This is a genomic window from Haemophilus sp. 27098_8_127 (assembly GCF_041433495.1).
Taxonomy (GTDB): domain Bacteria; phylum Pseudomonadota; class Gammaproteobacteria; order Enterobacterales; family Pasteurellaceae; genus Haemophilus_D.
This window is the reverse complement of record NZ_JAPWBP010000002.1, coordinates 97,923-123,579: the sequence shown is the minus strand read 5'-3', so window position 1 is coordinate 123,579 and position 25,657 is coordinate 97,923. Positions and strand designations below refer to the sequence as shown.

Genomic DNA, 25,657 nt, shown 5'->3' with positions numbered 1-25,657 from the left:
TATGCAACTGATTGAACAACATCAAATTTTTGGCGGTTTGCAGCAAGTTTGGGCACATGATGCCCAAACGCTTCAATGCGAAATGAAATTTGCCGCCTATTTGCCAAATAATCCGGAAAATCGACCGCTTGGTGTGATTTATTGGCTTTCAGGCTTAACTTGTACTGAACAAAATTTCATCACTAAATCAGGCTTCCAGCGTTATGCAGCAGAACATCAAGTGATTGTGGTTGCGCCTGATACCAGCCCTCGTGGAGAGCAAGTGCCGAACGATGCAGCTTACGATTTAGGACAAGGTGCGGGCTTTTATCTTAATGCGACCGAGCAGCCTTGGGCGACGAATTATCAAATGTATGATTATATTTTGAATGAATTGCCAGGTCTGATTGAAGCAAATTTCCCTACCAACGGCAAACGTTCCATTATGGGGCATTCAATGGGCGGACACGGTGCATTGGTATTGGCACTACGAAACCAAGAACGTTATCAAAGTGTTTCTGCCTTTTCGCCTATTTTATCGCCAAGCCTCGTGCCTTGGGGAGAAAAAGCCTTTACTGCTTATTTAGGGGAAGATCGTGAAAAATGGCAGAAATATGATGCCAGCTCGCTCATTCAACAAGGCTATAAAGTGCAAGGTATGCGTATTGATCAGGGCTTAGAAGATGAGTTTTTACCAACACAATTACGCACCGAAGATTTTATCGAAACCTGTCGTGCGGCAAATCAACCAGTCGATGTGCGTTTCCACAAAGGCTACGATCATAGCTATTACTTTATAGCCAGTTTTATTGGTGAGCATATTGCGTATCATGCGGAATTTTTGAAGTAACCAAAAAAAGTGCGGTCAAAACTGACCGCACTTTTGCCTTATTGAATATTGTTAAAATGAGAAACGTAGTTCTGCATTCACATTATTCGCTTTGGTATCGTGGTTGTAAGCACCTTGATAGCCAACTTTTACTCCGAATGCCGGAGTAAATTGCGCTTGTAATGCCACACCTGTCGTGACGACATTTTTCAATTCTTTACCATAAAGATTCGCTACGCCTTGGTTATTGAGCACCAAGCTGCCTTCAGCGGCTTTATCTTTATGGAAACGATGATAAGCCACATCACCTAATAGATTTAATTGAACGCCACCAATTGCAAATGGAATGGATGGACGTAAACCTACAGAGGTGACGATTAAATCACGATTGTTGTCTTTTAACTGCACTTCGCCTTTTGTCACACCTTTATTTTTGATGTGCATATAGCTTACGCCGGCATAAGGTTCAATCGCAAAATGTTCGCCTTTTAAGCCTGTGTAGGCAAGTTCAGCAAAGACATTTTGTGTTTGGCTATGGCTTTTCACGCCTTGTGCAAATTCAGCACGTTGTTCATGTTTCCCCCAGCTTTGAATAAAGCCAATTTTCGGTGTTAATACGTTGAAACGATGTTCTGCCGTTAAACCTAAATGCACGGCACGATCTTTCGAAGTGCGGTCAATTTTGTGGCTATTTTGTGTTGAACCAACAAATACACCTAAATGTTTATTTGTATCAATGGTCGCATCAATACCCACAAGTTGATTGTACGCATGGCTGCTTAAGCTATCTGTGCTGAAGTGGGTGAAGGTGCCACTTGTCCAAATTTGTGTGCCTGCATCAAGCTGAGCTCTGACCGCACTTGGTTGGGCAAGTTGCTGACGAAGCAATAAGCCATTTAACACATTGTGTTGTTGAGCCGCGAGATCCTCATCATAGCTTAAACGAGCAAAAGCTTGGCGAGCATTCTCTTCAGTTCCCAAAACAAGGTTTTGGTAAGCAGGGCTGTTTGTTGCTGCATCTAAGGTGTTGGCGATAGTCGCTTCATTTTCAGTGGTTGCTGCAGATGCAAGGGCTTTTTTCTGAACGGTAACTTTCAACGTATTCGCATTACTTTCATTTTTAACCGTAAGGAAATCATAAGTGCGAGGTGTTTCAACTACCGCATTTTCAGCGCCGACAAATGAGCCAGAACCTTGTACTGAAACCACTTTTTGTGGATCTTGTTGTAATTGAGGCAGAATTTCTTCGTCAAATTTATTTGGTACTAAAATAGAGCCATCTGCAAAAGTTGCATTGACGTTAGCAATACCATTATTCAGTAAGAAACGACCACCTTTTTCCACTGTTGCAGTGACCGTTTTCGCGGTGCTGGTTAAGGTTTCGGTGACAAATCCATTCTCACTTGGTTTAGTGACTTCCGCTTTCGGTAACATTTCCAATGTTGCACCTTGTTTTACGATGACTTGTTGTGCAGAACCAAGGGATTGATTTAACCCTGAAAGCTGACCTTCATTCACGGTAATTTCACCAGTGAAGCTGTTATTACCGGTGAGGGTTAAGGTGCCAGAACCATTTTTAGTTAAGGCACCAACATAACCTTGTGCGGCACGTTCATTACGAGCCACTTCACGCGCTAAACCTACTTGATATTCTGCTTTTTCTTCTGCTGTTGCGCCCGCACGATTTTGCATTAACGCTTGTAATTCTGCTTTGCGAGTTGTCCAAGTTGCGGCTTCAGCTTGATCTTCAACTTGACGTGCTTTGATGGCTTTATCGCTAATGTCATTTGACCAAACATCATTTTGATTGAGGTTGATTTTCATGTTTCCTAAGAATTGACCTGGGCCAAACATGGCTTTGCCAAGATCTAAAATCCCCCAACCCCAAACGTTACTCGGTACACCTTGTCCAGTTTCCCAACGTTCTAATGGTTTACCTTCAAGCCCTTTACGAAGTGTGGTTTGTCTCGCAGTAGTGAGCATAACATCGCGCGCTTGATCGGTTGTCATATATGGATAGCGAGAAAAGATGACACCTAATGCACCACTTACATGTGGGGCAGCCATTGAAGTACCACCGGCTGATTTGTAAATAGGGTCACCATAAGTATTGTTGTCTTGTAATTGAATGTAGGAGGAATAGATGTTGGCGGATGGCGCCGCAATCGTCCACCATTTTGAATGGCCGGCTAGGTTAAATTCTTGAATATCTGCGCCTGCTTTTTCATCACTCACATCGTCATTTGAATCATTAGGATAGCCTTCACCACCGACTTGCCCCGTGACGTTTACCCAGTATTTTTCTGCATCAGGTCTGAAATATGGCAACATGGCACGCGTAAAAGATTCAGCCATCATACTACGGTTACCCGCCGTGAAGACTTGAATCACTTGTTTATTTTTTGCCACTTCATAAGCTGCATCAACAAAGTTTTTCTCACCACTGGTGACAAATTGATAATAAGCTTTTTCAGCTTCGCCTAAGTTACTTAAATAAATATGTGCAGCGGGATTCGATATTGGCTCTGGTGCTTTTGGTACATCGTAGTACTGCACGCCATATTCAGGCACATCACGCCAATCATATTTGGGTTTGTAGCCTTGTGCGCCAGCAAAGGATGAATTAACACGACGGTTTGAACCCCAACTGTTATTAATTACTTTGGCACCAGCATCCGCTAGGGCAGAGTAGCCTTGTAAGAAGAAATCATAGTCTTGGTTTGGACCATAGGTCATGTTGTCGTTACCACCAGTATTGGCAGAATAGAGGTTAGCGCCGAAAGCCACACCGTGCATTTCATTGCCGTCACGGCTTGCCGCCATTGTACCGCCAACGTGCGTACCGTGTGCATCATTGGTATATTTATGCCATGTGCCGTCAATATTGAAGGCTTCACCTTTCGTGAATACGCCGTTATCTGTTTTATCAAAATTGCGTTTGCCGTTTTTTACGGGTTCGTTTTTATTAATTGGGCCATTGCCCACAGAGGCATCGGGATAACGCATGCCATCTTTACTATAGGTCCCTTCTGTTTTTACAACGTGGATTCGACCATCTTGAAATTCAGGATGGTTTAATAGCACGCCCGAATCCATCACGCCAATTTTCACACCAGAACCATTAAAGCCAAGGGCATAAGCCGTGGAGGCATTCATTGAGGTCAAGCCCCAGTCTTTGAGGTATTCGGCGCTTTCCCAGCTTTTGGTATTACCAGCTTGCCCTTGTTCAGAATAAGCGGCTGCATTAGCAGCATACCAACCAACAAGTAGTGCGAGTGCGGTTTTTTGAAGTGTTTGAGGTTTCATGTTGTCTTCCTTTATCTTTTTGATTTTCGCAGGCTATTATTCGCTTCATCGTGAGGCGCTTCAATGACCCAAATCAAATTCCTACAGAAAAATGTTTATTCTGTGACAACGATCACACCAAAGTGCGGTCAAAAGAGGGGATAAATTTATGTATCGTCGAAATCAATGTTATAATTCGCGAACAAAATGATTAAGGAGTAACCTATGGCGATTTTAGTAACAGGTGGGGCCGGCTATATCGGTTCACACACCGTAGTGGAATTATTAAATGCAAATAAAGAAGTGGTGGTATTGGATAATTTATGCAATTCCTCCCCAAAATCTTTAGAACGAGTCAAAGAAATTACCGGTAAAGACGTGAAATTTTATGAAGGCGATATTTTAGATCGAGCTTTATTACAAAAAATCTTTGCTGAAAACAGCATTCAATCGGTCATCCATTTTGCGGGTTTAAAAGCTGTGGGTGAAAGTGTTCAAAAGCCAGCTGAATACTATATGAATAACGTATCAGGCACGATTGTTTTGATTCAAGAAATGAAAAAAGCAGGCGTGTGGAACTTTGTATTTAGTTCATCTGCAACGGTTTATGGTGATCCAGAAATTATTCCAATTACGGAAGATTGTAAAGTGGGTGGCACAACCAACCCTTACGGTACATCTAAATACATGGTGGAACAAATTCTGACTGATGTTGCGAAAGCTGAACCGCAATTTAGTATGACGATCTTACGTTATTTCAACCCAGTGGGCGCTCACGCAAGTGGCTTGATTGGTGAAGATCCAAATGGCATTCCAAATAATCTATTGCCTTACATCAGCCAAGTTGCCATTGGTAAATTACCACAACTTTCGGTGTTTGGTAGCGATTATGATACTCATGATGGCACAGGTGTACGTGATTATATCCATGTGGTGGATTTAGCGATTGGTCACTTAAAAGCATTAAATCGCCATGAAAATGACGCAGGTTTACACATTTATAACTTAGGTACAGGTACGGGTTATTCTGTGCTTGATATGGTGAAAGCGTTTGAACAAGCAAACAATATCGAAATTCCGTATCGTCTTGTGGCACGTCGTCCTGGTGATATTGCAACATGCTATTCAGATCCAAGTCTTGCAGCAAAAGAGTTAAATTGGACAGCTGAACGTGGTCTTGAGCAAATGATGAAAGATACTTGGAATTGGCAAAAAAATAATCCGAAAGGATACAGAGATTAATCTCACTCTTGTTGGGCGGAGTATCATTCCGCCCTTAATATTTCAATCAGATAAAACACGCTCAAAAATAACCGCACTTTATGTCAGAACAATCCCTTTCTAGTCAAATATTTACCCGAAAAATGCTGATCTGTGTCTTTACTGGATTTAGTTCGGGTTTACCACTTTTCGTGTTATCGCAAATGTTGCCGGTATGGCTGACAGATAAAGGGCTTTCCGTTGAATTAATCGGTGCATTGACAGGGGTGATGGTGCCATATGGTTTGAAGTTTTTATGGGCACCGTTATTAGATCGCTATTTTCCAAATTTTTTAGGGCGTCGTCGTAGTTGGTTATTGATTTCTCAAGTGATTTTGCTGATTTCCCTTTATGCGATTAGTCAGTTTGATCCTGTGGCACAGTTGGGAACAGTGGCTAAACTTGCGACATTTATTGCCTTTGTATCTGCGACACAAGATATTGTGCTTGATGCTTATCGCCGTGAAATTTTGACCGATAATGAATTAGGATTGGGAAACACCATCCATATCAATGCTTATCGTGTTGCAGGTTTAATTCCTGGGGGGCTGTCGCTTTATTTAGCGACGATTCATCCATGGGAAACCGTCTTTTTACGGACCGCACTTTGTATGCTAGCGGGCATATTTATGACGCTCTTTTTAGCGAAAGAACCAAACATTGCACAGGTCGATCGTGATCAACCTTTCTATATGGTATTTTGGATACCCTTGAAAGAGTTCTTCCAACGTAAAGGCGTCGCGCAAGCCATCGGTTTTTTACTCTTTTTGTTCTTGTATAAATTTGGTGATTCGTTTGCTACTACGTTACAAACTAAATTCGTCTATGACATGGGCTTTGAAAAAGAGCATATTGCGTTGGTGGTAAAAAGTACCTCTCTTTGGGCAAGTATCTCAGCCGGTCTCGTCGGTGGCGTGATTATGTTACGCCTAGGCATTAACCGCGCATTATGGGTATTTGGTTTTATCCAATTGATTACTATTGGTGGATTTATTTGGTTGGCTGCATTTGGACATTTTGACCATATCGGCGCTGCAGAACTTTGGAAATTAGGTTTCGTGATTGCGGGTGAATATATCGGTGTCGGTCTCGGTACTGCTGCCTTTGTCGCCTTTATGGCTCGCGAAACGAATCCGCTTTATACAGCCACTCAATTAGCCTTATTTACCAGCCTTTCCGCTTTACCAAGTAAAGGACTTGGTATGTTATCTGGTTACTTGGTTAAAGCAGTGGGCTACTATCATTTTTTCTGGATTTGTTTATTCCTTGCTATCCCAGGAATGATTTGTTTATTCTGGGTGGCTCCATGGAATGAAAAAGGAAATGAAAAAGCTTAAAATAAAATAAAGTGCGGTCAAAATTTACAGCAAAATCATTTGACCAAACAAGGCTTTAACGGTATTTTAAACGGGTCTATTATTTATTGGAGATTTGTATGAAAATTATTCTTTTAGGTGCACCTGGTGCAGGAAAAGGCACACAAGCACAATTTATTATGAACAAGTTTGGTATCCCACAAATTTCAACAGGGGATATGTTCCGTGCAGCGATTAAAGCAGGTACAGAATTAGGCAAACAAGCAAAAGCATTAATGGATGAAGGGAAATTAGTACCGGATGAATTAACAGTGGCGTTAGTAAAAGATCGTATTTCTCAACCAGATTGTGCAAGTGGTTTCTTATTAGATGGTTTCCCACGTACGATTCCACAAGCGGATGCGTTAAAAGAGTCAGGTGTGAAAATTGACTACGTTTTAGAGTTTGATGTACCAGATGAAGTGATCGTTGAACGTATGAGTGGTCGTCGTGTACACCAAGCATCTGGCCGTTCTTACCACGTCATTTATAACCCACCAAAAGTGGAAGGTAAAGACGATGTAACGGGTGAAGATTTAATTATCCGTGCGGATGATAAACCAGAAACGGTGTTAGATCGTTTAGCGGTTTACCACAAACAAACCAGCCCATTAATTGATTATTACCAAGCTGAAGCGAAAGCGGGTAATACGCAATATTTCCGTTTAGATGGTACTCAAAAAGTGGAAGAAGTAAGCCAAGAGTTAGATAAAATCTTAGGCTAAAATAGACTGGAAACTGACCGCACTTTGAAGATAAAAGTGCGGTTAATTTTTCAAAAGGATTTTGAGATCGTAAATTGAGATCGTATTTGGGGACATTATGAGCAAGAAAAGAACAATAGCATTGACGATTTCGGCTATCGCAGTGGCACTTGGGATCGGCGCACAATTTTACACCAATCATAAAATCGATCTGGTGTTAAAAAATTTCCCTTATTCTTTGGATAACCAAGCAACATTGAATGTGACGCAAACCGCGAAAAACTTTTTTATTCGTGAGTTGATCTTTAGTGTAAAAGATAGTGATGCGAAAACCACAAATGTGATTTCAACTAAGCTCACGGCGCTGCCTTTCTTCATTACAGCGGAGTCTCAGTTATCTGATCAATTAGTTCGTCAATTAAATAAAACATTAAATATCACGATTGATAAAAACACGATTAATAGTAAATTTTCGCCGGTAGGGGATTATTTACAGTCTGATATTTTGACGGAATTCCGTGATTTTGCGAATAAGTCCCAAAACCTTTCTATCGGTCTTAATTTCTTAAAAAATAAAGAAGTTGAGCTGAAAACAACCTTAAGTGGCTTTAATTACGATAAAGACACTAAACTGGAACAAATTGAAGGTGAAGCTCATCTAGTACCTGTCGGCGCAAATCAATACGATCTATCAAGTATTGACTTAACCGCGAAAAATGCCGAAGTGGCGTTGTTAAATGGCGAAAACACCCATGTTTATATGAAAAATGCGACGTACCACTTTGACGTGAAATCAGGTGAGGCAGATAAGCGTGATCTGAGTACGAAATTCAGTAGTGATATTTTACGTATTGCCAATAAAAGCCGTACGACAGAAGAAAGCCAAGCAACAGCTGGTGGTTTGAATTTATTGATTAAACAAAATGGCGTGCCAAGTGCAGTCAATTTTCATCATGAATTTAAAAAATTAAGTGATGGCTCACTAGACATTAAAGATGGCGTCAATTTGTTAACGAAAATTTTTACACAAAACGATCGTTTTGATGGTTCATTATCCGTGCTTTCTGTCAATGTGCCTAAAAATAATCAACCTTACTTTAACTTACAAAATGCCGGTCTTGAACTTAAGTTGGCGAATACGGATTTAACCAAGGCTAATGTAGATTTTAAACTGAATGTTGATAGTGTGAAGCAAACCCCTGCCGATGAAGAGCGTAAATGGGAAGCTAAAGGCGGTAAAGTTAATATTCAGTTAGATGATTACAACGTGGCAAACGAATTGGCGTTTGTACCGTTTTTATTAGATGCTTTTGCTGAGAAAGAGGCACCATCAAAAGACAATAAAGACTTCTTGAATGCCAAAGATAAATGGGTGAAAGAATTTAGTGGCAAAACCAATATTGAGGCAGCCTTAAAATCATTTAATATGGCCGATTTAGTGCTTGATGAGGTATCAGCCAGTGATAAGACGGAAACACTAGACAATGATCAATATAATGAACATATCACATTGTCTGCGAATAAAGCCAGTTATCCAAGTGCAGGATTCCAATTTGAAAAATTAGCGGTTGATGCACCATTTAAAATTAATCACAGCAAAGCGCATTTATCAGCAAGATTTTGCTCAGCACCATTTTATGGGGCTTTATGCAGCACGCATTTAACGTCAGCAACATTTGATAAATACATAAAAAACTCCTGGAAAGAGCTTGATTTAATCGTTGATAATGCAACGTTGAATTTAAATCTTAATACTTATCCGGAGACCAATGCTTATCCAGTTAAATTGGAAGTGAGTGGTATTGTGCCTCAAGTGCCCGAAGATGATTCATCAGACATGATTCCAGATAATATTGAAGGCACATTTAATCTGACATTAAGTAAAATGTTGTTTGATGATCAAAATGAAAAAGCCTTAGCCATTAAGGAAAATTCATACTTTTGGCAATATTTAAGTAGCTTTGTGAAACATGATGGAAAACTTCACCGAGAATTTGTGGAAGAAGGTGATAATTACGTTTCTAGAGTGGAAAAAACGGAAAATGGCTACTTAATTAATGGTCGCACCCTTGAAGATCTTCGTCAAGAAAGCATGATGGAGACTGATGAGGGCGAAGAAGATAAGCCAGCAGCAACTGACTAGTTGAAAGGATAATATAAGAAATGACCGCACTTGAGATTCAAAGTGCGGTCATTTTTTTATCTGTTTTTGATTACTTCACTAATCCACCACTTGCTTGTAAATCAGCATGGTAGGAAGAACGAACAAATGGGCCACAGGCTGCGTGTTCAAAGCCCATTGCGTTGGCTTTATCACGGAACTCATCAAATTCGGCTGGTGGCACATAGCGCGCAACCGGTAAGTGATGGCGACTAGGTTGAAGATATTGACCCAGTGTAAGCATGGTTACGCCGTTTGCACGTAAGTCTTCCATAACTTGAAGAATTTCTTCATTAGTTTCACCTAATCCAACCATTAAACCTGATTTAGTTGGGATGTTTGGGAACATTTCTTTGAAATCATGAAGCAATTTTAAAGACCACTGATAATCAGCGCCAGGACGAATTTCTTTATACAAACGTGGCACATTTTCCAAGTTGTGGTTGAACACATCCGGTGGATTGTCTTTTAATTTTTCTAAGGCTTGAGTAATACGTCCTCGGAAATCAGGAACCAAAATCTCAATTTTGATGCCAGGGTTTAATGCACGCACTTCTTTTACACATTCAGCAAAATGACCTGCACCACGATCAGGTAAATCATCACGGTCTACAGAGGTAATCACCACATATTTCAACTTCATATCTTGGATAGTTTCAGCTAATTTACGTGGTTCATCTGGATCGGGTGGTAATGGTTTACCATGTGCAACATCACAGAAAGGGCAACGACGAGTACAAATCGCTCCTAAAATCATAAAGGTTGCTGTACCATGGTTAAAGCACTCGTGTAAATTTGGACAAGACGCTTCTTCGCAGACAGAATGTAGCCCATGACGACGCATCCCGTTTTTGATAGTCTCGATCTTTAATGAGCTAGATGGCAATTTGATTTTCATCCATTCCGGCTTTTTCAATAATTCTTGATTAGGATCGATGTTTTTAACAGGGATAATTGATGTTTTGGCTGCATCACGGTATTTCACACCGCGTTCCATTTTAAAAGGCGTTGACATTGTTCTTTCCTAAAGAAAAATGCCTGATTCAGGCATTTTTAAATGAGTTATAAAAGTGAATGTTATAAATTTGTAACATTATAGCCCAAAAGTTCGGCAAAGTGTTTAATTAATTTTGGGGAAACCTTGTCAAGTGTTGCCTCTTCTTTACCGATAAAATCAGCAAGCTGACACATTTCAAGCCCTGCATAGCCGCAAGGATTAATGTAGTGGAAAGGATTGAGATCCATATTGATATTAAACGCAAGCCCATGGAAAGAGCAGCCTTTTCGAATGCGTAAACCTAATGAACAGATTTTTTTGCCATCAATATACACACCAGGTGCATCTGGTTTGGGATAACCTTCAATACCATAGTCTGCAAGGGTTTTTACAACAGATTGTTCAAGTGCGGTCACTAATTGGCGAACATTTAAATGTTCATGACGTTTAATATCAATGAGCACATACATGACCTGCTGACCAGGACCATGATAGGTAATTTGACCACCACGATCCGATTGAACAACAGGAATATCACTTCGTTGTAATAAGTGTTCTGGTTTGCCAGCTTGGCCTTGTGTAAAAACAGGATGATGCTCAACTAACCAAATTTCATCGGTGATTTCTGCATTTCGATTATCCGTGAATTCCTGCATTTTGTGCCAGATCTCTTGATAATCTTGTAATCCTAATTGACGGACAATTAAATCTGTTTTGTTCATCTTAGATAACCATTTTGACACCTTCAACTTTAGCAAGCTCTTTGTAAAGGGTTTCTACTTGCTCAAAGTTTTGTGCCACGATATCAATTGAAACAGAATTATAGGTTCCTTTGCTGCTGGGTTTTTCCTTTGGAATATAATCACCCGGTAAATATTTTTGTATCACTGCTACGATGTCTTGCGCTAAACCTTCACGGTTAACACCTGCGACTTTAAATGTCATTGCAGCGGGGAATTCCATTACTTCTTTTAGGTTTTCATAATCGTTTTCGGTTGCCATGTTGTTTCCTTAATTTAAGAATAAGGTGCGTGAATCAGCTAAATTCATACACCTTACGAATTTATTGATGTGATATAAATGGGGAAGTGCGGTTAATTTTCAAGGTGTTTAGTCAAATAATCCTTTAACCGTTAACACTAACCAGTCCCAACCTTTACCTAAGAAGCCGCCTTCTTGTACATCTTCTAATGCTTGAAGATTTACGGTAGCGACATCTTTGCCGTCTAATTGATAAACGATTTTACCTACCACTTGGCCTTTTGCTAAAGGTGCTTGTAAGTATTTGTTATCTAATTCATAACGTGCTTTTAAGTCAGTTTGTTTACCTTTTGGCACAGTGATAAAGCCATCTTCTAAGACACCAAGTTTAACGTCACCTTTATCACCGTAGTAAACAGATTGTTTTGAAATTTCTTCACCTGCTTTTTGAGTTTTTAAGGTTTCAAAGTTAGCAAAACCCCATTGTAAGAGTTTTTTACTTTCTACTTCACGACCTTTATAGGTTGGTACACCCATTACAACAGAAATTAAACGCATATTGTTTGGACTTGTTGCTGATGCGACAAGGTTATAACCTGCTTGGCTTGTGTGACCGGTTTTCATACCATCCACGTTAATGGTTTTATCCCATAATAAGCCATTACGGTTAGGTTGTTTGATTTTGTTGAAAGTAAAGTCTTTTTCTGCGTAGATTTTATATTCTTCCGGTAAATCACGAATAATATGCGCACCAATAATCGCCATATCACGTGCAGTCGAATATTGGTTTGGATCATCTAAACCATGTGGTGTGGTGAAGTTAGTATTTTTTAAGCCAAATTGTTGAACGTATTTATTCATGGTATCAACGAAGTTAGCCACGGTACCCGAAATATGTTCAGCTACAGCAACACAGGCATCATTACCAGAAACAATGATAATCCCTTTGTTTAAATCACCCACTGACACTTGTTGATTTAAATTTAAGAACATTTTTGACGAATCAGGGAAATTTCTACCCCAAGCACTTTCGCTAATCGTCACCATATCTTCATTATGAATTTTACCTTGTTTTAATGCTGCGCCAACTACATAGCTAGTCATCATTTTTGTTAATGAGGCAGGGTATTGGCGTTGATCAGGGTTAAGTGATGCAAGTACAGCGCCAGAATTGTAATCCATTAAAATATAGGTCTGTGCATTCACTTCCGGTACAGCGATACCGTATTGAATGTCTTCAGCCGCAGCAAATGTTGATGCTGCTATTAATCCCGAGAAGAGTACAATTTTTTTCAATTTTGCAGATTGTTTTAACATAGCATTTCCTTTAATAGCTTATTGGTTTTTATAAGTATAAACGATTACGGGTTGCCCATTGATCGTTTTTTGTAATTTTGTTTTTAATTGATTAATATCCGCTTGATCCGCTAATGGGCCAAAATGGATTTCATAGTTTTGCCCATTTTGGTTAATTTCCGTTTTGATGTCATCTAACGCGAGTTTTGTGATGATGCTTTCTGCTTGACTTTTTGACGACAGCGCGAGTAGTTTTAGCTTGAAAACAGTTTTGGCATCGTTTGTGCTGTCTAAGTTTTGATTTTTTTTTTCGCTATTTTTATTGACGACTAAACGCTCACTGGCTTCTTGCGTTTTAGCATGCTTGGCAAGCGTTTTTGCTCCCGCACCTGAAATTTGACCTTTGTGATCCACATGTAAAGCTTCAATTCTTACTTGCCCTGTACCACGAGCAATAAGGCCTAATTCTTTTGCGGCAGAATGAGATAAGTCAATGATACGTTTCTCACTAAACGGACCACGATCATTAATTCGCACAATCACCTTGCGATTGTTATGTAAGTTTGTAACAACCGCATAAGAATTCAAAGGTAAGGTTTTATGTGCGGCAGTGAAAAGTGCCGAATCATAGCGTTCACCATTAGCTGTTTTACGACCATTAAATTTATGGTGGTAATAACTTGCTGTCCCTTCTTTTGAATAGGACTTTGCCTCATCACCTTGTGTGGTGTATGTTTTACCATTCACTTCATAGCTCTGTGGCGCTTGAACGGTCGTGGTAATTGACAGCGAATCCCCTTGAATACCATACATTTTTTGCGTATCGGCAAAAGCAGAAAAACTTGAGCTGCTTATCAAGGTAAAAAGTGCGGTCGTTTTTAAGATGTTTTTTAATGTCATACTTATTACTTTCAAGATTATCGGTGTTCTCTATAAGAAAGCCAAAAGGGAAATTAGTTCCCTTTCATAAAGCGTGGCTTGTGAGTATGAATGGACATCACTAAACCAAAGCTTGCCATAATGGCTACATATGAAGTACCGCCGTAGCTAAAGAGTGGTAAAGGTACCCCTACAACAGGCAAAATACCGCTCACCATACCGATATTCACGAAGACATAAACAAAGAAAATTAGTGTGGTGGCACCAGCAAGAATGCGCCCGAAAGAGGTTTCTGCATTCACCGCAATTATTAAGCCACGGATAATAATAAACAAATAAATTGCCATCAGAATAAGAAAGCCGACCATTCCATGTTCTTCACTCATCACGGCAAAAATAAAATCAGTGTGTGGTTCAGGCAAAAACTCTAATTGGGATTGTGTCCCTTGCATCCATCCTTTGCCTGACATACCGCCTGAACCGATAGCAATTTTGGATTGCAAAATGTGGTAACCCGCCCCAAGCGGATCTTTCTCTGGATCAAGTAAAGTTAATACACGCATGCGTTGGTAGTCATGCATTAAATACATCCACATGATAGGAATAAATGCCGCTAAGCCAACTACCGCAGCAAGAATAAGCCACCAACTCATCCCTGCTAAGAATACCACGAATAAGCCCGATGCACTAACCAGAATTGATGTCCCTAAGTCTGGTTGAATGGCTACAAGTAAAGTTGGCACCATAATCATGGCTATAGCAATAAAGGTTTCGCTCATTTTAGGGGGTAATGGGCGATTACCTAAATACACCGCCACCATTAATGGCACTGCGAGTTTGACAATTTCAGATGGCTGAAAGCGAATAAAACCAAGATCTAACCAACGCTGTGCTCCTTTACTGGTTGTACCGAAGGCATCAACTAAAATCAGCATAATAAAACCAACCAAATATAAATAAGGGGCGAGACGCTGATAAAATTTAGGGGGAAGCTGTGCCATAATCATCATGACAGCAAAACCTAATGTGACCTGAATGATACGGTTTTGGAACATGACTTCACTCGCGCCTGATGCACTATAAAGCACAAGCATACCATAGGCTGTAATGGCGGCTAAACCAATAAATAATAAGAAATCAATATGTAAGCGTTGCCATAATCGCAAGCATAAAGGCACTTTTTCTTCCATTATTCATTCTCACTTGGTTGGGGGTCTTGCGCTGGTACGTCTAAATCAGTTTGGTCCGTCATCTTTTCTTTTTCAGCATTTTGTTGACGTTCAATTTGCGGCAAGCGTTTATTTAAATAGAAATCCATAATTTGACGCACAATTGGCGCAGCATTACTTGATCCGCCCCCCGCATTTTCTAAAATAATCGTGACAACTAATTTCGGATCTTCATAAGGTGCATAAGCGGTGAACCAAGCATGGTCATGCAATTCTTTTTTCAATCCTGCTGCATTATATTTTTGGTTTTCTTTTAAGCTGAAAACCTGTGCAGTACCGGATTTTCCTGCTACGTGGTAATTGGAGCCGACAAAGGCTTTTCGTCCTGTCCCCGCACCAGAATTCACGACATTAAACATCCCGCGTTTAGCAGCATCCCAATAAGCTTGTTTCGGATCAGTAATATCCTCATATAAAAGCGGATCTTGATAGGGCTCAATGATAGAGCCTTCCACTGATTTCATTAAATGAGGCGTATGGATTTTCCCGTTATTAACTACGATAGAGGTCGCTTTTGCTACTTGTAATGGCGTAGCCGTCCAATAACCTTGTCCAATCCCTACAGAGATCGTATCGCCTTGTACCCAAGGTCTTTTATAACGTTTTTGTTTCCATTCTTTACTCGGCATATTGGCTGTGGCTTCTTCTTGAATTTCAATACCTGTCGGCATACCAAAACCAAAGCGTTTCATCCACATAGAGAAACGATCAATGCCTAGATTAAAGGCGGTTTGATAGAAGAAGGTATCCGATGATTCTGTAATGGCTTTATTTAAATCCGTATAGCCGTGCCCTGATTTTTTCCAATCTCGGAAACGTTTTGTTGAGTTTGGTAATGTCCAGTAACCAGGGTCAAAAATCGTGGTATTAGGTGTAATCACCCCTTCAGTTAATGCTGCAACAGCAACGAATGGTTTTACCGTAGAGGCTGGTGGATAGACCCCTTGTGTCGCACGACTATAAAGCGGTCGAGTAGGGTCGTCTAATAAGCGTTTGTAATCGCTAGCAGAAATCCCATCCACGAATAAATTATTGTCATAACTAGGTGTAGATACCATGGCTAATACGCTGTTATCTTTCGGATCTAGCACCACAACTGCGCCTTTTTGTCCTGAAAGGAGCGACATAATATAGCGTTGCAAGGCTAAATCGATAGTCAGATGAATACTTTTGCCCGCTGTGGCAGGTTGCTCACGTAATTTACGGATAACTTTCCCGCGGTTATTGATTTCCACCTCTTCAAAACCCGTCGTACCGTGGAGTTGCTCTTCGTAATAGCGTTCAATACCCAATTTCCCCATATCTGTGGAGCCAGAGTAGTTAGCAAATTTTTCTTCTTTTTTCAGGCGTTCAACATCTCGGTCATTAATGCGTCCCACATAGCCCAAAATATGTGTCATGGCTTCGCCATATAGATAATTTCGTTTGAAATAAGGGCGAACATCAAGACTTGGATATTTATATTGGTTCACTGCAAAACGGGCGATTTGTTCTTCCGTTAAGCTTGGTTTGAGTAAAATGGGTGTATAACGTGTGCCGCGGCGACGTTCTTTTTTGAAATGCTCAATGTCTTCGTCTGTGAGCCCTACAACATAGCGCAACTCTTCAAAAGTGCGGTCTAAATTTTCAGTTTTTTCCGGCACGATATATAAACCGAAAAAGGTGAGGTTTTCAGCTAGTAATTCGCCGTAACGGTCGTAAATTAATCCGCGAGTAGGAGGAAGCGGAAGCAATTTAATACGGTTACCATTCGAGCGAGTTTGGTACATGTCGTAATTCACCACCTGGAGATGGTAAATATTGGCAAATAGCACGCCACTAAGAGCCAAAATACCGATGAATGTCACCAATGTTCGACGTGCAAACAAGTTCCGCTCCGCTTTTTTATCGCGGATCGGTTCGTTGGTTGGAGCTGCAAAGAATTTCTTTAAATTCATCGGTAATGTAATACGTTATTCTCTGTGGTAAGGATGATTTGTGGTTAGCGACCAGGCACGGTATAAGCTTTCTGCCACTACTACACGCACTAATGGATGTGGCATTGTGAGCGGAGAAAGTGACCAGCTTTGTTCTGCCGCAGCTTTGCATTCAGGGGATAAGCCTTCAGGCCCGCCAATGAGTAAGCACACATCACGACCATCATTTTTCCAGCCTTCTAGTTGCTCTGCGAGCTGTGGCGTTGTCCAAGGTTTGCCTGGGATATCTAATGTCACCACTTTGCCTTTTCCGCAAGCGGCTAACATTGCTTTGCCTTCTTGTTCTAAGATGCGTTTAATGTCAGCATTTTTTCCACGCTTTCCCGCAGGGATTTCAATAAGCTCAAAAGGCATATCTTTAGGAAAACGACGTTGGTATTCTTCAAATCCAGTTGTCACCCAAGCTGGCATTTTTGTGCCCACAGCGATTAATGTGATTTTCATCCTTTTCCCTTTCAAAAGACAGTCAAAATTGACCGCACTTTATGCCCAAAGTTTTTCTAACTGATACATCTCACGCGCATCACGTTGCATAATATGTACGATAGTTTGACCGAGATCGACCACGATCCAATCAGCCGTATTACGACCTTCTTCACCAAAGGTCTCATAACCAGCTTTTTTACATTCTGCAATAAGGTTATCTGCCATAGCAGACACTTGGCGGCTAGATGTACCAGTACAAATAATCATATTTTCAGTAATCGATGATTTGCCTTTTACATCAAAATGCACAATTTCGGTGCCTTTTAAATCATCGAGTTTATCAATTACAAATTCAACTAATGACATTTCTTTTCCTATTTGAATAAAGCGATGAATTCTATCATTGAATGAGGAAAAGGGGTAGGCTTAGGGGGGATTTTATTTGAATTGTTTTATGGCTGTCGTAGTGCTTAGCATGAATATTGGGGCAGTTATTCTGCCCCAAGTCTGAAGGATGTTAAACCCATAAAAGAATGGCTAATAATTGTGGTGAAATGATCCGTAAGAACATGGTGAGCGGATAGACTGTCGCATAGGAGAGTGCTGCGGCACCGCTTCCTTCTTTCAGTTCATTCGCGAAAGCAAGCGCAGGAGGATCCGTCATCGAACCTGCTAATAGGCCACAAAGTGAAAGATAATTTAATTTTACATATAAACGTGCAATGATACCTACAATCATTAATGGTACAAGAGTGATGAAAATACCGTAGCCCATCCATTCAAGACCGGAACCATTGGTGAGTGTATCTACAAAGCTACCGCCAGATTTTAAACCGACTACAGCAAGGAAGAGCACAATACCAATTTCGCGCAACGCCAAGTTCGCACTTGGCGGCATAAACCAATAGAGTTTTCCGATAGACCCAATTCGAGCCAAGATCAATGCGACGACTAACGGTCCGCCTGCTAGCCCTAATTTTAATGCCACAGGGAAACCTGGAATATAGAAAGGAATTGAGCCGAGTAATACCCCTAAGCCAATCCCAATAAACACTGGTAACATTTGAACTTGAAGTAGTTTTTGTTTAGCGTTACCAATAACTGAAATGGCTTGGTTGAGAATGTCAGTTTTTCCAACCATGTGTAATACGTCACCAAATTGAAGGGTAGTATGGGCAGTTGGTACCAATTCCACACCTGCACGGTTTAAACGCGAAATGACAACACCATATTTTTGATGAATGCCGAGATGACGAATTTGTTTTCCGAGTACTTTTTCATTGGTGACGACCACGCGCTCAGAACGAATTTCGCCACTCAAGCTTGCTACCGGGATATCAACTTCTTCCCCAATGATAAGGTGTATTTTTTTCAAGCCTTCAGGATTGCCGACCAAATGTAAAATATCCCCAATTTGAACATCGGTATCTGCTTTCGGCACAATAACAAGCTCACCCCGTTTCAAACGAGAGCAGACGACATCTTCATCATCAAAACCTGGAATTTCAATCAAATGGATACCATTGAGATTAGTATTGGTGACTTTCAGAGACATGCTTTTGAGTGCTTCTTTGTCATGACCACTTTCTTTTTCAAAATTTGCTGCTTCCTCATCCACTTTAATTTTAAAGAAAAGACGAATAAGCCACATAGAAAGTAAAATGCCACAAATTCCAAAAGGATAAGCCATTGCATAGGCCATCCCCATGTTAGACGTCGTTTGCGACATGCCTAATTCAGAAAGAATTTGCTGACCCGCACCGAGAGATGGGGTATTGGTGACCGCACCGGAGTAAATACCAAGCGCGACATCAAGAGGAATATCCGCAAGCTTATAAATGAGAATTGTCACCACTGCACCAAGTGCAACGATTAAAATGCCTAATCCATTTAAGGTTAAGCCTGATTTTCGTAAGGAAGCAAAAAAGCCCGGGCCCACTTGAATACCAATCGTATAAACAAACAGAATTAAGCCGAACTCTTGCACGAAATGTAATGTATGGCTATCTAATTTAATGCCATATTGGGTGGTAAAATGGGCAACTAAAATCCCACCAAATAGCACGCCCCCAATACCCAGACCTACACCTTTAATTTTAAAATGCCCGATCCATAGGCCAATCACGGCGACGAGGGCAAGCAAACTAATGGTAATCGCAGTTTCACTCATACCGACCTCTAATTTATTAAAAATTTAACTATTTTGGATTATATCAATTAGATTTCTTACCTGCTTGTGACAAAGTCAAAAAATGTTATCTCCATCACATTTTTTCTTGCTTAAAAATAAACACCGCCTAAAATGACCGCACTTTTTTGATTTTATAGGTTGATTATGGATTACGCTCAAGAGGCCATTAATTCGCTTTTATGGATAGCAAAAACATTAGCGATGACGGCTGTCGTGTTTAGCTTTGGTATTTTCTTATTAGTCCGTTTTACCCACTGGGGGAAACAATTTTGGCAATTTGCGGGCGGGTATCTTTCACCACGTCGAAGTATTAAACCTTTGCTATTTTTCTTGTTAATTGTGGCGATGACATTAGTTAGTGTGCGTATTAGCTTGGTCCATTCTGAGTGGTATAACAATATGTACACATCCTTGCAGGAATTTAATGAACCTGTGTTTTGGGACCAAATGGTGCTGTTTTGTGTGATTGCGACAAGCTCAGTCATCGCCGCATTGCTGAGCTATTATTTAGAGCAACGTTTTTCTATTGATTGGATCGAATGGTTGAATGGTCAGCTAGTCGATAAATGGATGAATAATCGTGCGTACTATAAAACGCAGTATGTTTCTGCCAATTTAGACAACCCCGATCAACGTATTCAACAAGATGTGCAATCCTATGTGCGAACTACGCTCTCTTTAAGTACTGGGGTGATTGATGCCGTCACCTCTATGATTTCTTATACGATCTTATTGTGGGGATTAGCGGGACCAATGATTGTATTTGGTACTGAAATTCCACGCATGATGGTGTTCTTAGTATTTGCTTATGTGATTATCACTACCGCGATTGCATTCCGTTTAGGGCGTCCGTTAATTATGTTGAATTTTGTCAACGAACGCTTAAACGCTAACTATCGTTATTCTTTAATTCGCATCAAAGAATATGCGGAAAGTGTGGCATTTTATGCGGGTGAGAAAGTTGAGAGTAGCCAACTTTATAAACAATTTGGCGCAGTGATCAATAACATGTGGGATATTGTTTATCGAACCTTAAAATTCTCTGGTTTTAACCTAGTAGTAAGCCAAGTTTCTGTTGTGTTCCCTTTGTTAATTCAAGTGGGGCGTTATTTCGAGAAGCAAATTAAACTCGGCGATCTGATGCAAACGCTACAAGTATTTGGTAAGTTGCATTCAAATCTTTCCTTCTTCCGTAATTCTTACGATGGTTTTGCCGGATACAAAGCCACATTAGATCGTTTAACGGGCTTTAGTTATGCGATTGATATGGCAAATCGTCAATCTACTTCCCATTTACACGAACATGAAACTGACGTGATCTTTAAGAATTTAAGCATCAGTAATCCATTTGGAAAAACCTTAATTGAGAATTTAAATTTGACGTTGCTACAAGGTTCAACTCTATTAATTCAAGGTAACTCAGGCGTGGGTAAAACTACGTTGTTGAGAACAGTGGCAGGGCTTTGGGCTTATTCTGAAGGGGATGTGTATTGTCCTACCCATCAGCTTTTCTTATCGCAAAAACCTTATTTACCACAAGGCAGCTTATTGACTGCGCTGGCTTATCCGAATGAAGAAAAGGCCTTTAATCGTGATGAGATGATTGAGGTATTAAAACAAGTGTCTTTAGGGCATTTAGAAGATCGTTTAGAACAAGAGCAAGATTGGACACGTATCCTTTCTCTTGGTGAACAACAACGTTTAGCTTTTGCTCGTTTGCTATTACACAAACCGAAAGTAGCCTTTCTGGACGAAGCTACGGCGAGTATGGATGAAGGTTTAGAAGATTCAATGTATCGTCTGTTAAAAGAACGCTTACCTCATACAACCGTTATCAGCGTGGGGCATCGTTCAACTTTGCAGGCTTTTCATCAGCAACAATTGATGATTTTAGGTAATGGTGAGTGGCAATTCACTGACCGAAATCAGATATAAAATACCACTAAAATTGACCGCACTTACCTTGTTAGAAAAAATCGCGAGGTAAGTGTAGAGGATCAAGGCAAAAAATCCTGTTATCAAGCTCGATTTTTTGGTACATTTAGCACAATTTTTTTCTATGCTCAGAAATGAGTAATTTTTCACCAAACTAATGACGGAATTCTTATGTTATTCAAAAAAATTCGTGGTTTATTTTCAAACGATCTTTCTATCGATCTAGGTACAGCAAATACATTAATTTACGTGAAAGGCCAAGGTATCGTACTTGATGAGCCATCAGTAGTGGCAATTCGTCAAGATCGTATGGGCGCATACAAAAGCATTGCGGCAGTAGGTAAAGAAGCAAAACAAATGCTTGGTCGTACACCAAAAAGCATTGTCGCAATTCGTCCGATGAAAGATGGTGTCATCGCTGATTTCTCTGTGACTGAAAAAATGTTGCAATACTTTATTAAACAAGTACATAGCGGTAACTTCATGCGTCCAAGCCCGCGCGTACTCGTTTGTGTACCGGCTGGTGCAACTCAAGTTGAACGTCGCGCAATTAAAGAATCAGCATTAGGTGCAGGTGCACGTGAAGTGTATTTAATTGAAGAGCCAATGGCGGCAGCAATCGGTGCAAACTTGCCGGTTTCGACAGCGATCGGTTCAATGGTCATTGATATCGGTGGTGGTACCACTGAAGTGGCAGTGATTTCTTTAAACGGTATCGTGTATTCATCTTCTGTACGTATTGGTGGTGACCGTTTTGATGAAGCAATCATTTCTTATGTTCGTCGTACTTTTGGTTCTGTGATTGGTGAACCAACTGCAGAGCGTATCAAGCACGAAATTGGTTCAGCTTACATTCAAGAAGGCGATGAAATTTTAGAAATGGAAGTGCACGGTCATAACCTTGCTGAAGGTGCGCCTCGCTCATTCAAATTAACCTCTCGTGATGTACAAGAAGCTCTTCAACAACCATTAAATGGTATTGTTGCAGCAGTACGCACAGCACTTGAAGAATGCCAACCAGAACACGCAGCAGATATTTTTGAACGCGGTATGGTGTTAACGGGTGGTGGTGCCTTATTACGCAACATTGATGTATTGTTATCAAAAGAATGTGGCGTACCGGCAATCATCGCAGAAGAACCATTAACTTGCGTAGCTCGTGGTGGCGGTGAAGCAATCGAAATGATTGATATGCACGGCGGCGATATTTTTAGCGACGAAATTTAATCTCTAAAAGTGCGGTCAGAAAAATCGGCGTTTTTAATTCGTCTGATTTTTTGACCGCACTTTTCCTTTTAACCCTAGGACAGTGAATGAAACCCATTTTTGGTAAAGCACCACCATTAGGTATCCGACTCGCATTAGCAATGATTGCTTCGATGACACTCATTTTAGTTGATGGACAAACTTCATCAATGACGAAGGCTCGTAATGTGATGGAAACTGCCGTTGGAGGCTTGTATTACCTTGCGAATGGGCCAAGAACAGTTCTAGATGGTGTATCAAGCAACTTGGTTGATACCAATAAGTTACTCATTGAAAATAAAGTATTGCGTGAGCAATTGCGTGAGAAAAATGCTGATCTTTTATTATTGGATCAACTCAAAGTAGAAAACCAACGTCTTCGTTTACTGCTTAATTCGCCTTTACGGACCGATGAATACAAAAAAATTGCTGAAGTGCTTACTGCTGAAACTGATGTTTATCGTCAGCAAGTGGTGATTAATCAAGGGGAACGTGATGGTGCGTATGTTGGTCAGCCTGTGATTGATGAAAAAGGAATGATTGGTCAGATTATATCTGTCGGTGAGAACACCAGCCGAGTCTTGCTTTTAACGGATGTAACCCATTCTATCCCAGTGCAAGTTTTACGTAATGATGTACGCGTGATCGCGAGTGGTACAGGACACTCTGATGAACTTACCTTAGATAATGTGCCTCGTTCCGTGGATATTGAAAAAGGCGATTTATTGGTGACTTCCGGTTTAGGCGGTCGCTTTGTAGAAGGCTATCCGGTGGCAGTCGTACAAAGTGTGTCTCGCGATGGTTCTAATTATTTTGCAACAGTGAAAGCGAAACCTTTAGCTGAATTAGATCGTTTACGTTATTTACTTTTACTCTGGCCGAGCAATCTTGATATGTCGAAAGTGAAATCCATGTCACCAGAAGAAGTGCGTCGTTTAGTACAGCAACGTTTAGAAAGCCAAGCCCATGAAGCGACACATTCTGTGAGTAAAACCAAGATTACGGATGACCAAGCGGATAGCACTCAACCGCATACAGGAAAAGAAATCGTGGATCCTGAAATTCCAACCACAATGCCTCAACAAGAGGAACCGGTTTCTCCAGATCAACAAGAACATAGGGATGAAGACTAATGCAAGGGCGTTTTATTTTTCAATGGGCGACCATTTTATGCTTCTTTGTTGTAGCATTAGTGATGGAGTTAGCACCATGGCCAGCAGGCTTTCAAGCCTTTAAACCTTCTTGGTTGATTTTAGTCTTGCTTTACTGGACTCTTGCTTTACCTGATAGAGTAAGCATTGGTTGGGCGTTTTTACTCGGGGTTTTATGGGATATTGTGCTAGGCTCTATTCTAGGCGTGCATGGATTAGTGCTTTCTGTCGCCTTCTATTTTGTTTCCAAATATTACTTAATGTTGCGCAATCTTTCCCTTTGGTTTCAAAGTTTATTGGTCCTTCTTTTCGTTTTTGCCATTCGAGTGGCTATTTTCTTGGTTGAATTCTCTTTACATGGGGCATTTTTTAACTGGCAGGAAATCTTTGGGGCTATCGCATCTGGTGTGTTATGGCCATGGGTTTTCTTATTAATGCGTACTGCACGTCGAAGAGTCGGATTGCATTAATCATAAAAAAGCTGATGAAAAAGTTCATCAGCTTTTCTTTTTAGTTTTTACGACGATAGTTTGTTTTTCTTGCTGTAGTATTTCGCATTTGAGGCGCAGGATTGCGTTTTAAACGATAAGGTTTTGGAATATCACTAATCAATGAATTCGGGTCATATTGGCTGACCGGAATAGAATGACCAATGTATTCTTCAATTGCCGGTAAATTCATCGCATATTCTTCACAAGCAAAGCTAATAGACACCCCACTTTCGCCAGCTCGACCAGTACGACCAATACGGTGAACGTAATCTTCTCGGTCATCAGGTAAGTCAAAGTTAAACACATGAGTCACGTCTGAAATATGCAATCCACGCGCTGCAACATCAGTTGCCACGAGAATATCAAGCTCACCATCGGTAAATTGTTTGAGCAATGAAAGGCGTTTTTTCTGTGCCACATCACCCGTGAGCAATCCCACACGATGACCATCTGCCGCTAAATAACCCCAAATATCTTCACATTTATGTTTAGTATTTGCAAAGACAATACAACGCTCAGGCCATTCCTCTTCCATTAAGGTGAGTAAGAGAGGGATTTTGTCTTCATTTGACGGATAGAACAGTTCCTCTTTAATTCGATGTCCCGTTTTTTGTTCTGGTTCAATTTCGATATATTCAGGGGAATTCATATCTTCAAAGGCAAGTTCTCGTACTTTGTAAGAGAGCGTTGCAGAAAAGAGCATGGTGAGGCGTTCTTGCGGAGAAGGACACTTGCGTAATAAATAACGAATATCACGAATGAATCCTAAATCAAACATGCGATCTGCTTCATCTAGTACCACAACTTGAATGTCATCTAAACGAATAATACCTTGTTTAACATAATCAATCACTCGGCCAGTAGTGCCAATTAAAATATCTACACCGGCTTCGATAGCTTTGAGCTGTTTATCATAGCCATCACCACCATAAGCAAGAGCGGTTCGTAATCCACTTGTTTTAGCTAACAATTCTGCATCATTATTAATTTGTACAGCCAGTTCACGGGTTGGGGCAAGAATTAATGCACGAGGTTGATTGGTGATAAAATCAGGTTGATGCGTTAATAAGTGATGAAATGTTGCTGTTAAAAATGCCATCGTTTTACCCGTGCCAGTTTGCGCTTGGCCAGCAACATCTTTTCCTTGCAAGGTAATAGGTAATGATAAGGCTTGAATAGGGGTACAGTACTCAAATCCCTTGTCTTGTAAGGCTTTTTTTACGATAGGATGTAATGGAAGATCAGCAAAGCGCAGCTGACTTAAATAATTTTCTTGCATGATAAATA

General features: G+C 40.5%; 21 protein-coding genes. 9 read left to right on the top strand and 12 right to left on the bottom strand.

The annotated features are described in order from the left end of the window. Position 1: 1 nt before the first annotated feature. Positions 2–829 (top strand): S-formylglutathione hydrolase, encoded by an 828-nt coding sequence (fghA, locus tag O3746_RS03190; protein ID WP_371447794.1) that lies wholly within the window; start codon positions 2–4, stop codon positions 827–829. Between the two features lie 51 nt (positions 830–880). Here the strand turns inward: fghA and O3746_RS03185 are convergent, their stop codons facing one another. Beyond that, positions 881–4,114: a S8 family serine peptidase gene (locus tag O3746_RS03185; RefSeq protein WP_371447793.1), complete on the bottom strand. Its 3,234-nt coding sequence runs from the start codon at positions 4,112–4,114 to the stop codon at positions 881–883. A 204-nt stretch (positions 4,115–4,318) separates the two neighbouring features. Here O3746_RS03185 and galE point away from each other — a divergent pair, with 204 nt between their 5' ends. The 4 genes from galE (at position 4,319) to O3746_RS03165 (ending at position 9,555) form a co-directional block, all read left to right on the top strand. Beyond that, positions 4,319–5,335 carry a UDP-glucose 4-epimerase GalE gene (galE, locus tag O3746_RS03180; RefSeq protein WP_005700019.1) on the top strand — a complete coding sequence of 339 codons (1,017 nt, stop codon included), beginning with the start codon at positions 4,319–4,321 and terminating at the stop codon, positions 5,333–5,335. Between the two features lie 80 nt (positions 5,336–5,415). Then, positions 5,416–6,690 carry an MFS transporter gene (locus tag O3746_RS03175; protein ID WP_371447792.1) on the top strand — a complete coding sequence of 425 codons (1,275 nt, stop codon included), beginning with the start codon at positions 5,416–5,418 and terminating at the stop codon, positions 6,688–6,690. Between the two features lie 98 nt (positions 6,691–6,788). Continuing rightward, on the top strand, positions 6,789–7,433 hold the full coding sequence (gene adk, locus O3746_RS03170) for an adenylate kinase (protein ID WP_371447791.1): 645 nt from the start codon (positions 6,789–6,791) through the stop codon (positions 7,431–7,433). 97 nt (positions 7,434–7,530) lie between these two features. Then, positions 7,531–9,555 carry a hypothetical protein gene (locus O3746_RS03165; protein ID WP_049369512.1) on the top strand — a complete coding sequence of 675 codons (2,025 nt, stop codon included), beginning with the start codon at positions 7,531–7,533 and terminating at the stop codon, positions 9,553–9,555. 70 nt (positions 9,556–9,625) lie between these two features. On the opposite strand, the gene lipA is transcribed toward O3746_RS03165, so the two are convergent. The 10 genes from lipA to O3746_RS03115 form a co-directional block, all read right to left on the bottom strand. Beyond that, a complete protein-coding gene (gene lipA / locus O3746_RS03160; RefSeq protein WP_005695484.1) occupies positions 9,626–10,588 on the bottom strand; it encodes a lipoyl synthase in 963 nt (320 codons plus the stop codon). Positions 10,589–10,650: 62 nt separating this feature from the next. Next, complete coding sequence (gene lipB, locus O3746_RS03155) at positions 10,651–11,292, bottom strand: lipoyl(octanoyl) transferase LipB (RefSeq protein ID WP_371447790.1); 642 nt, start codon at positions 11,290–11,292, stop codon at positions 10,651–10,653. A 1-nt stretch (position 11,293) separates the two neighbouring features. Next, positions 11,294–11,572: a DUF493 family protein YbeD gene (gene ybeD, locus O3746_RS03150; RefSeq protein ID WP_178160875.1), complete on the bottom strand. Its 279-nt coding sequence runs from the start codon at positions 11,570–11,572 to the stop codon at positions 11,294–11,296. A gap of 108 nt (positions 11,573–11,680) precedes the next feature. Then, positions 11,681–12,868 (bottom strand): serine hydrolase, encoded by a 1,188-nt coding sequence (locus O3746_RS03145; protein ID WP_371447789.1) that lies wholly within the window; start codon positions 12,866–12,868, stop codon positions 11,681–11,683. A gap of 18 nt (positions 12,869–12,886) precedes the next feature. Further along, complete coding sequence (locus O3746_RS03140; RefSeq protein WP_005699977.1) at positions 12,887–13,747, bottom strand: septal ring lytic transglycosylase RlpA family protein; 861 nt, start codon at positions 13,745–13,747, stop codon at positions 12,887–12,889. A 53-nt stretch (positions 13,748–13,800) separates the two neighbouring features. Continuing rightward, entirely contained in the window at positions 13,801–14,916 is a 1,116-nt protein-coding gene (gene rodA / locus O3746_RS03135) for a rod shape-determining protein RodA (RefSeq protein WP_371447788.1), read from the bottom strand. Beyond that, positions 14,916–16,892, bottom strand: coding sequence for a penicillin-binding protein 2 (mrdA, locus tag O3746_RS03130; RefSeq protein WP_371447787.1), 1,977 nt, complete (start codon positions 16,890–16,892; stop codon positions 14,916–14,918). The genes rodA and mrdA overlap by 1 nt, the downstream gene beginning before the upstream one ends. A gap of 15 nt (positions 16,893–16,907) precedes the next feature. After that, positions 16,908–17,375: a 23S rRNA (pseudouridine(1915)-N(3))-methyltransferase RlmH gene (rlmH, locus tag O3746_RS03125; protein WP_075875776.1), complete on the bottom strand. Its 468-nt coding sequence runs from the start codon at positions 17,373–17,375 to the stop codon at positions 16,908–16,910. A 39-nt stretch (positions 17,376–17,414) separates the two neighbouring features. Beyond that, entirely contained in the window at positions 17,415–17,723 is a 309-nt protein-coding gene (gene rsfS / locus O3746_RS03120; RefSeq protein WP_005695495.1) for a ribosome silencing factor, read from the bottom strand. A 151-nt stretch (positions 17,724–17,874) separates the two neighbouring features. After that, the gene (locus O3746_RS03115; protein ID WP_371447786.1) at positions 17,875–19,527 is read right to left on the bottom strand and encodes a putative transporter; all 1,653 of its coding nucleotides are present in this window, start codon (positions 19,525–19,527) and stop codon (positions 17,875–17,877) included. A 165-nt stretch (positions 19,528–19,692) separates the two neighbouring features. Between O3746_RS03115 and O3746_RS03110 the strand changes: the two genes are divergently transcribed. The 4 genes from O3746_RS03110 to mreD all read left to right on the top strand — a co-directional run bounded on the left by O3746_RS03110 (position 19,693) and on the right by mreD (position 24,349). Beyond that, a complete protein-coding gene (locus tag O3746_RS03110; protein ID WP_371447785.1) occupies positions 19,693–21,483 on the top strand; it encodes an ABC transporter ATP-binding protein/permease in 1,791 nt (596 codons plus the stop codon). A 171-nt stretch (positions 21,484–21,654) separates the two neighbouring features. Further along, positions 21,655–22,710 carry a rod shape-determining protein gene (locus tag O3746_RS03105; RefSeq protein WP_014064069.1) on the top strand — a complete coding sequence of 352 codons (1,056 nt, stop codon included), beginning with the start codon at positions 21,655–21,657 and terminating at the stop codon, positions 22,708–22,710. Between the two features lie 86 nt (positions 22,711–22,796). Then, on the top strand, positions 22,797–23,861 hold the full coding sequence (gene mreC, locus O3746_RS03100; protein WP_371447784.1) for a rod shape-determining protein MreC: 1,065 nt from the start codon (positions 22,797–22,799) through the stop codon (positions 23,859–23,861). After that, positions 23,861–24,349 (top strand): rod shape-determining protein MreD, encoded by a 489-nt coding sequence (gene mreD / locus O3746_RS03095; protein WP_049384525.1) that lies wholly within the window; start codon positions 23,861–23,863, stop codon positions 24,347–24,349. Before mreC ends, mreD begins: the two co-directional genes overlap by 1 nt. Positions 24,350–24,389: 40 nt before the next feature. On the opposite strand, the gene rhlB is transcribed toward mreD, so the two are convergent. After that, on the bottom strand, positions 24,390–25,649 hold the full coding sequence (gene rhlB / locus O3746_RS03090; protein WP_371447783.1) for an ATP-dependent RNA helicase RhlB: 1,260 nt from the start codon (positions 25,647–25,649) through the stop codon (positions 24,390–24,392). Positions 25,650–25,657 lie beyond the last annotated feature (8 nt).

Bases quoted from the DNA above. Each gene is read 5' to 3' on its own strand.
- mreC (WP_371447784.1), top strand. From the start codon at position 22,797: ATGAAACCCATTTTTGGTAAAGCACCACCATTAGGTATCCGACTCGCA.
- ybeD (WP_178160875.1), bottom strand. From the start codon at position 11,572: ATGGCAACCGAAAACGATTATGAAAACCTAAAAGAAGTAATGGAATTC.
- O3746_RS03145 (WP_371447789.1), bottom strand. From the start codon at position 12,868: ATGTTAAAACAATCTGCAAAATTGAAAAAAATTGTACTCTTCTCGGGA.
- lipB (WP_371447790.1), bottom strand. From the start codon at position 11,292: ATGAACAAAACAGATTTAATTGTCCGTCAATTAGGATTACAAGATTAT.
- lipA (WP_005695484.1), bottom strand. From the start codon at position 10,588: ATGTCAACGCCTTTTAAAATGGAACGCGGTGTGAAATACCGTGATGCA.
- fghA (WP_371447794.1), top strand. From the start codon at position 2: ATGCAACTGATTGAACAACATCAAATTTTTGGCGGTTTGCAGCAAGTT.
- galE (WP_005700019.1), top strand. From the start codon at position 4,319: ATGGCGATTTTAGTAACAGGTGGGGCCGGCTATATCGGTTCACACACC.
- rlmH (WP_075875776.1), bottom strand. From the start codon at position 17,375: ATGAAAATCACATTAATCGCTGTGGGCACAAAAATGCCAGCTTGGGTG.
- adk (WP_371447791.1), top strand. From the start codon at position 6,789: ATGAAAATTATTCTTTTAGGTGCACCTGGTGCAGGAAAAGGCACACAA.
- rodA (WP_371447788.1), bottom strand. From the start codon at position 14,916: ATGGAAGAAAAAGTGCCTTTATGCTTGCGATTATGGCAACGCTTACAT.
- O3746_RS03115 (WP_371447786.1), bottom strand. From the start codon at position 19,527: ATGAGTGAAACTGCGATTACCATTAGTTTGCTTGCCCTCGTCGCCGTG.
- rsfS (WP_005695495.1), bottom strand. From the start codon at position 17,723: ATGTCATTAGTTGAATTTGTAATTGATAAACTCGATGATTTAAAAGGC.
- O3746_RS03165 (WP_049369512.1), top strand. From the start codon at position 7,531: ATGAGCAAGAAAAGAACAATAGCATTGACGATTTCGGCTATCGCAGTG.
- O3746_RS03105 (WP_014064069.1), top strand. From the start codon at position 21,655: ATGTTATTCAAAAAAATTCGTGGTTTATTTTCAAACGATCTTTCTATC.
- mrdA (WP_371447787.1), bottom strand. From the start codon at position 16,892: ATGAATTTAAAGAAATTCTTTGCAGCTCCAACCAACGAACCGATCCGC.
- mreD (WP_049384525.1), top strand. From the start codon at position 23,861: ATGCAAGGGCGTTTTATTTTTCAATGGGCGACCATTTTATGCTTCTTT.
- O3746_RS03140 (WP_005699977.1), bottom strand. From the start codon at position 13,747: ATGACATTAAAAAACATCTTAAAAACGACCGCACTTTTTACCTTGATA.
- O3746_RS03110 (WP_371447785.1), top strand. From the start codon at position 19,693: ATGGATTACGCTCAAGAGGCCATTAATTCGCTTTTATGGATAGCAAAA.
- O3746_RS03175 (WP_371447792.1), top strand. From the start codon at position 5,416: ATGTCAGAACAATCCCTTTCTAGTCAAATATTTACCCGAAAAATGCTG.
- O3746_RS03185 (WP_371447793.1), bottom strand. From the start codon at position 4,114: ATGAAACCTCAAACACTTCAAAAAACCGCACTCGCACTACTTGTTGGT.
- rhlB (WP_371447783.1), bottom strand. From the start codon at position 25,649: ATGCAAGAAAATTATTTAAGTCAGCTGCGCTTTGCTGATCTTCCATTA.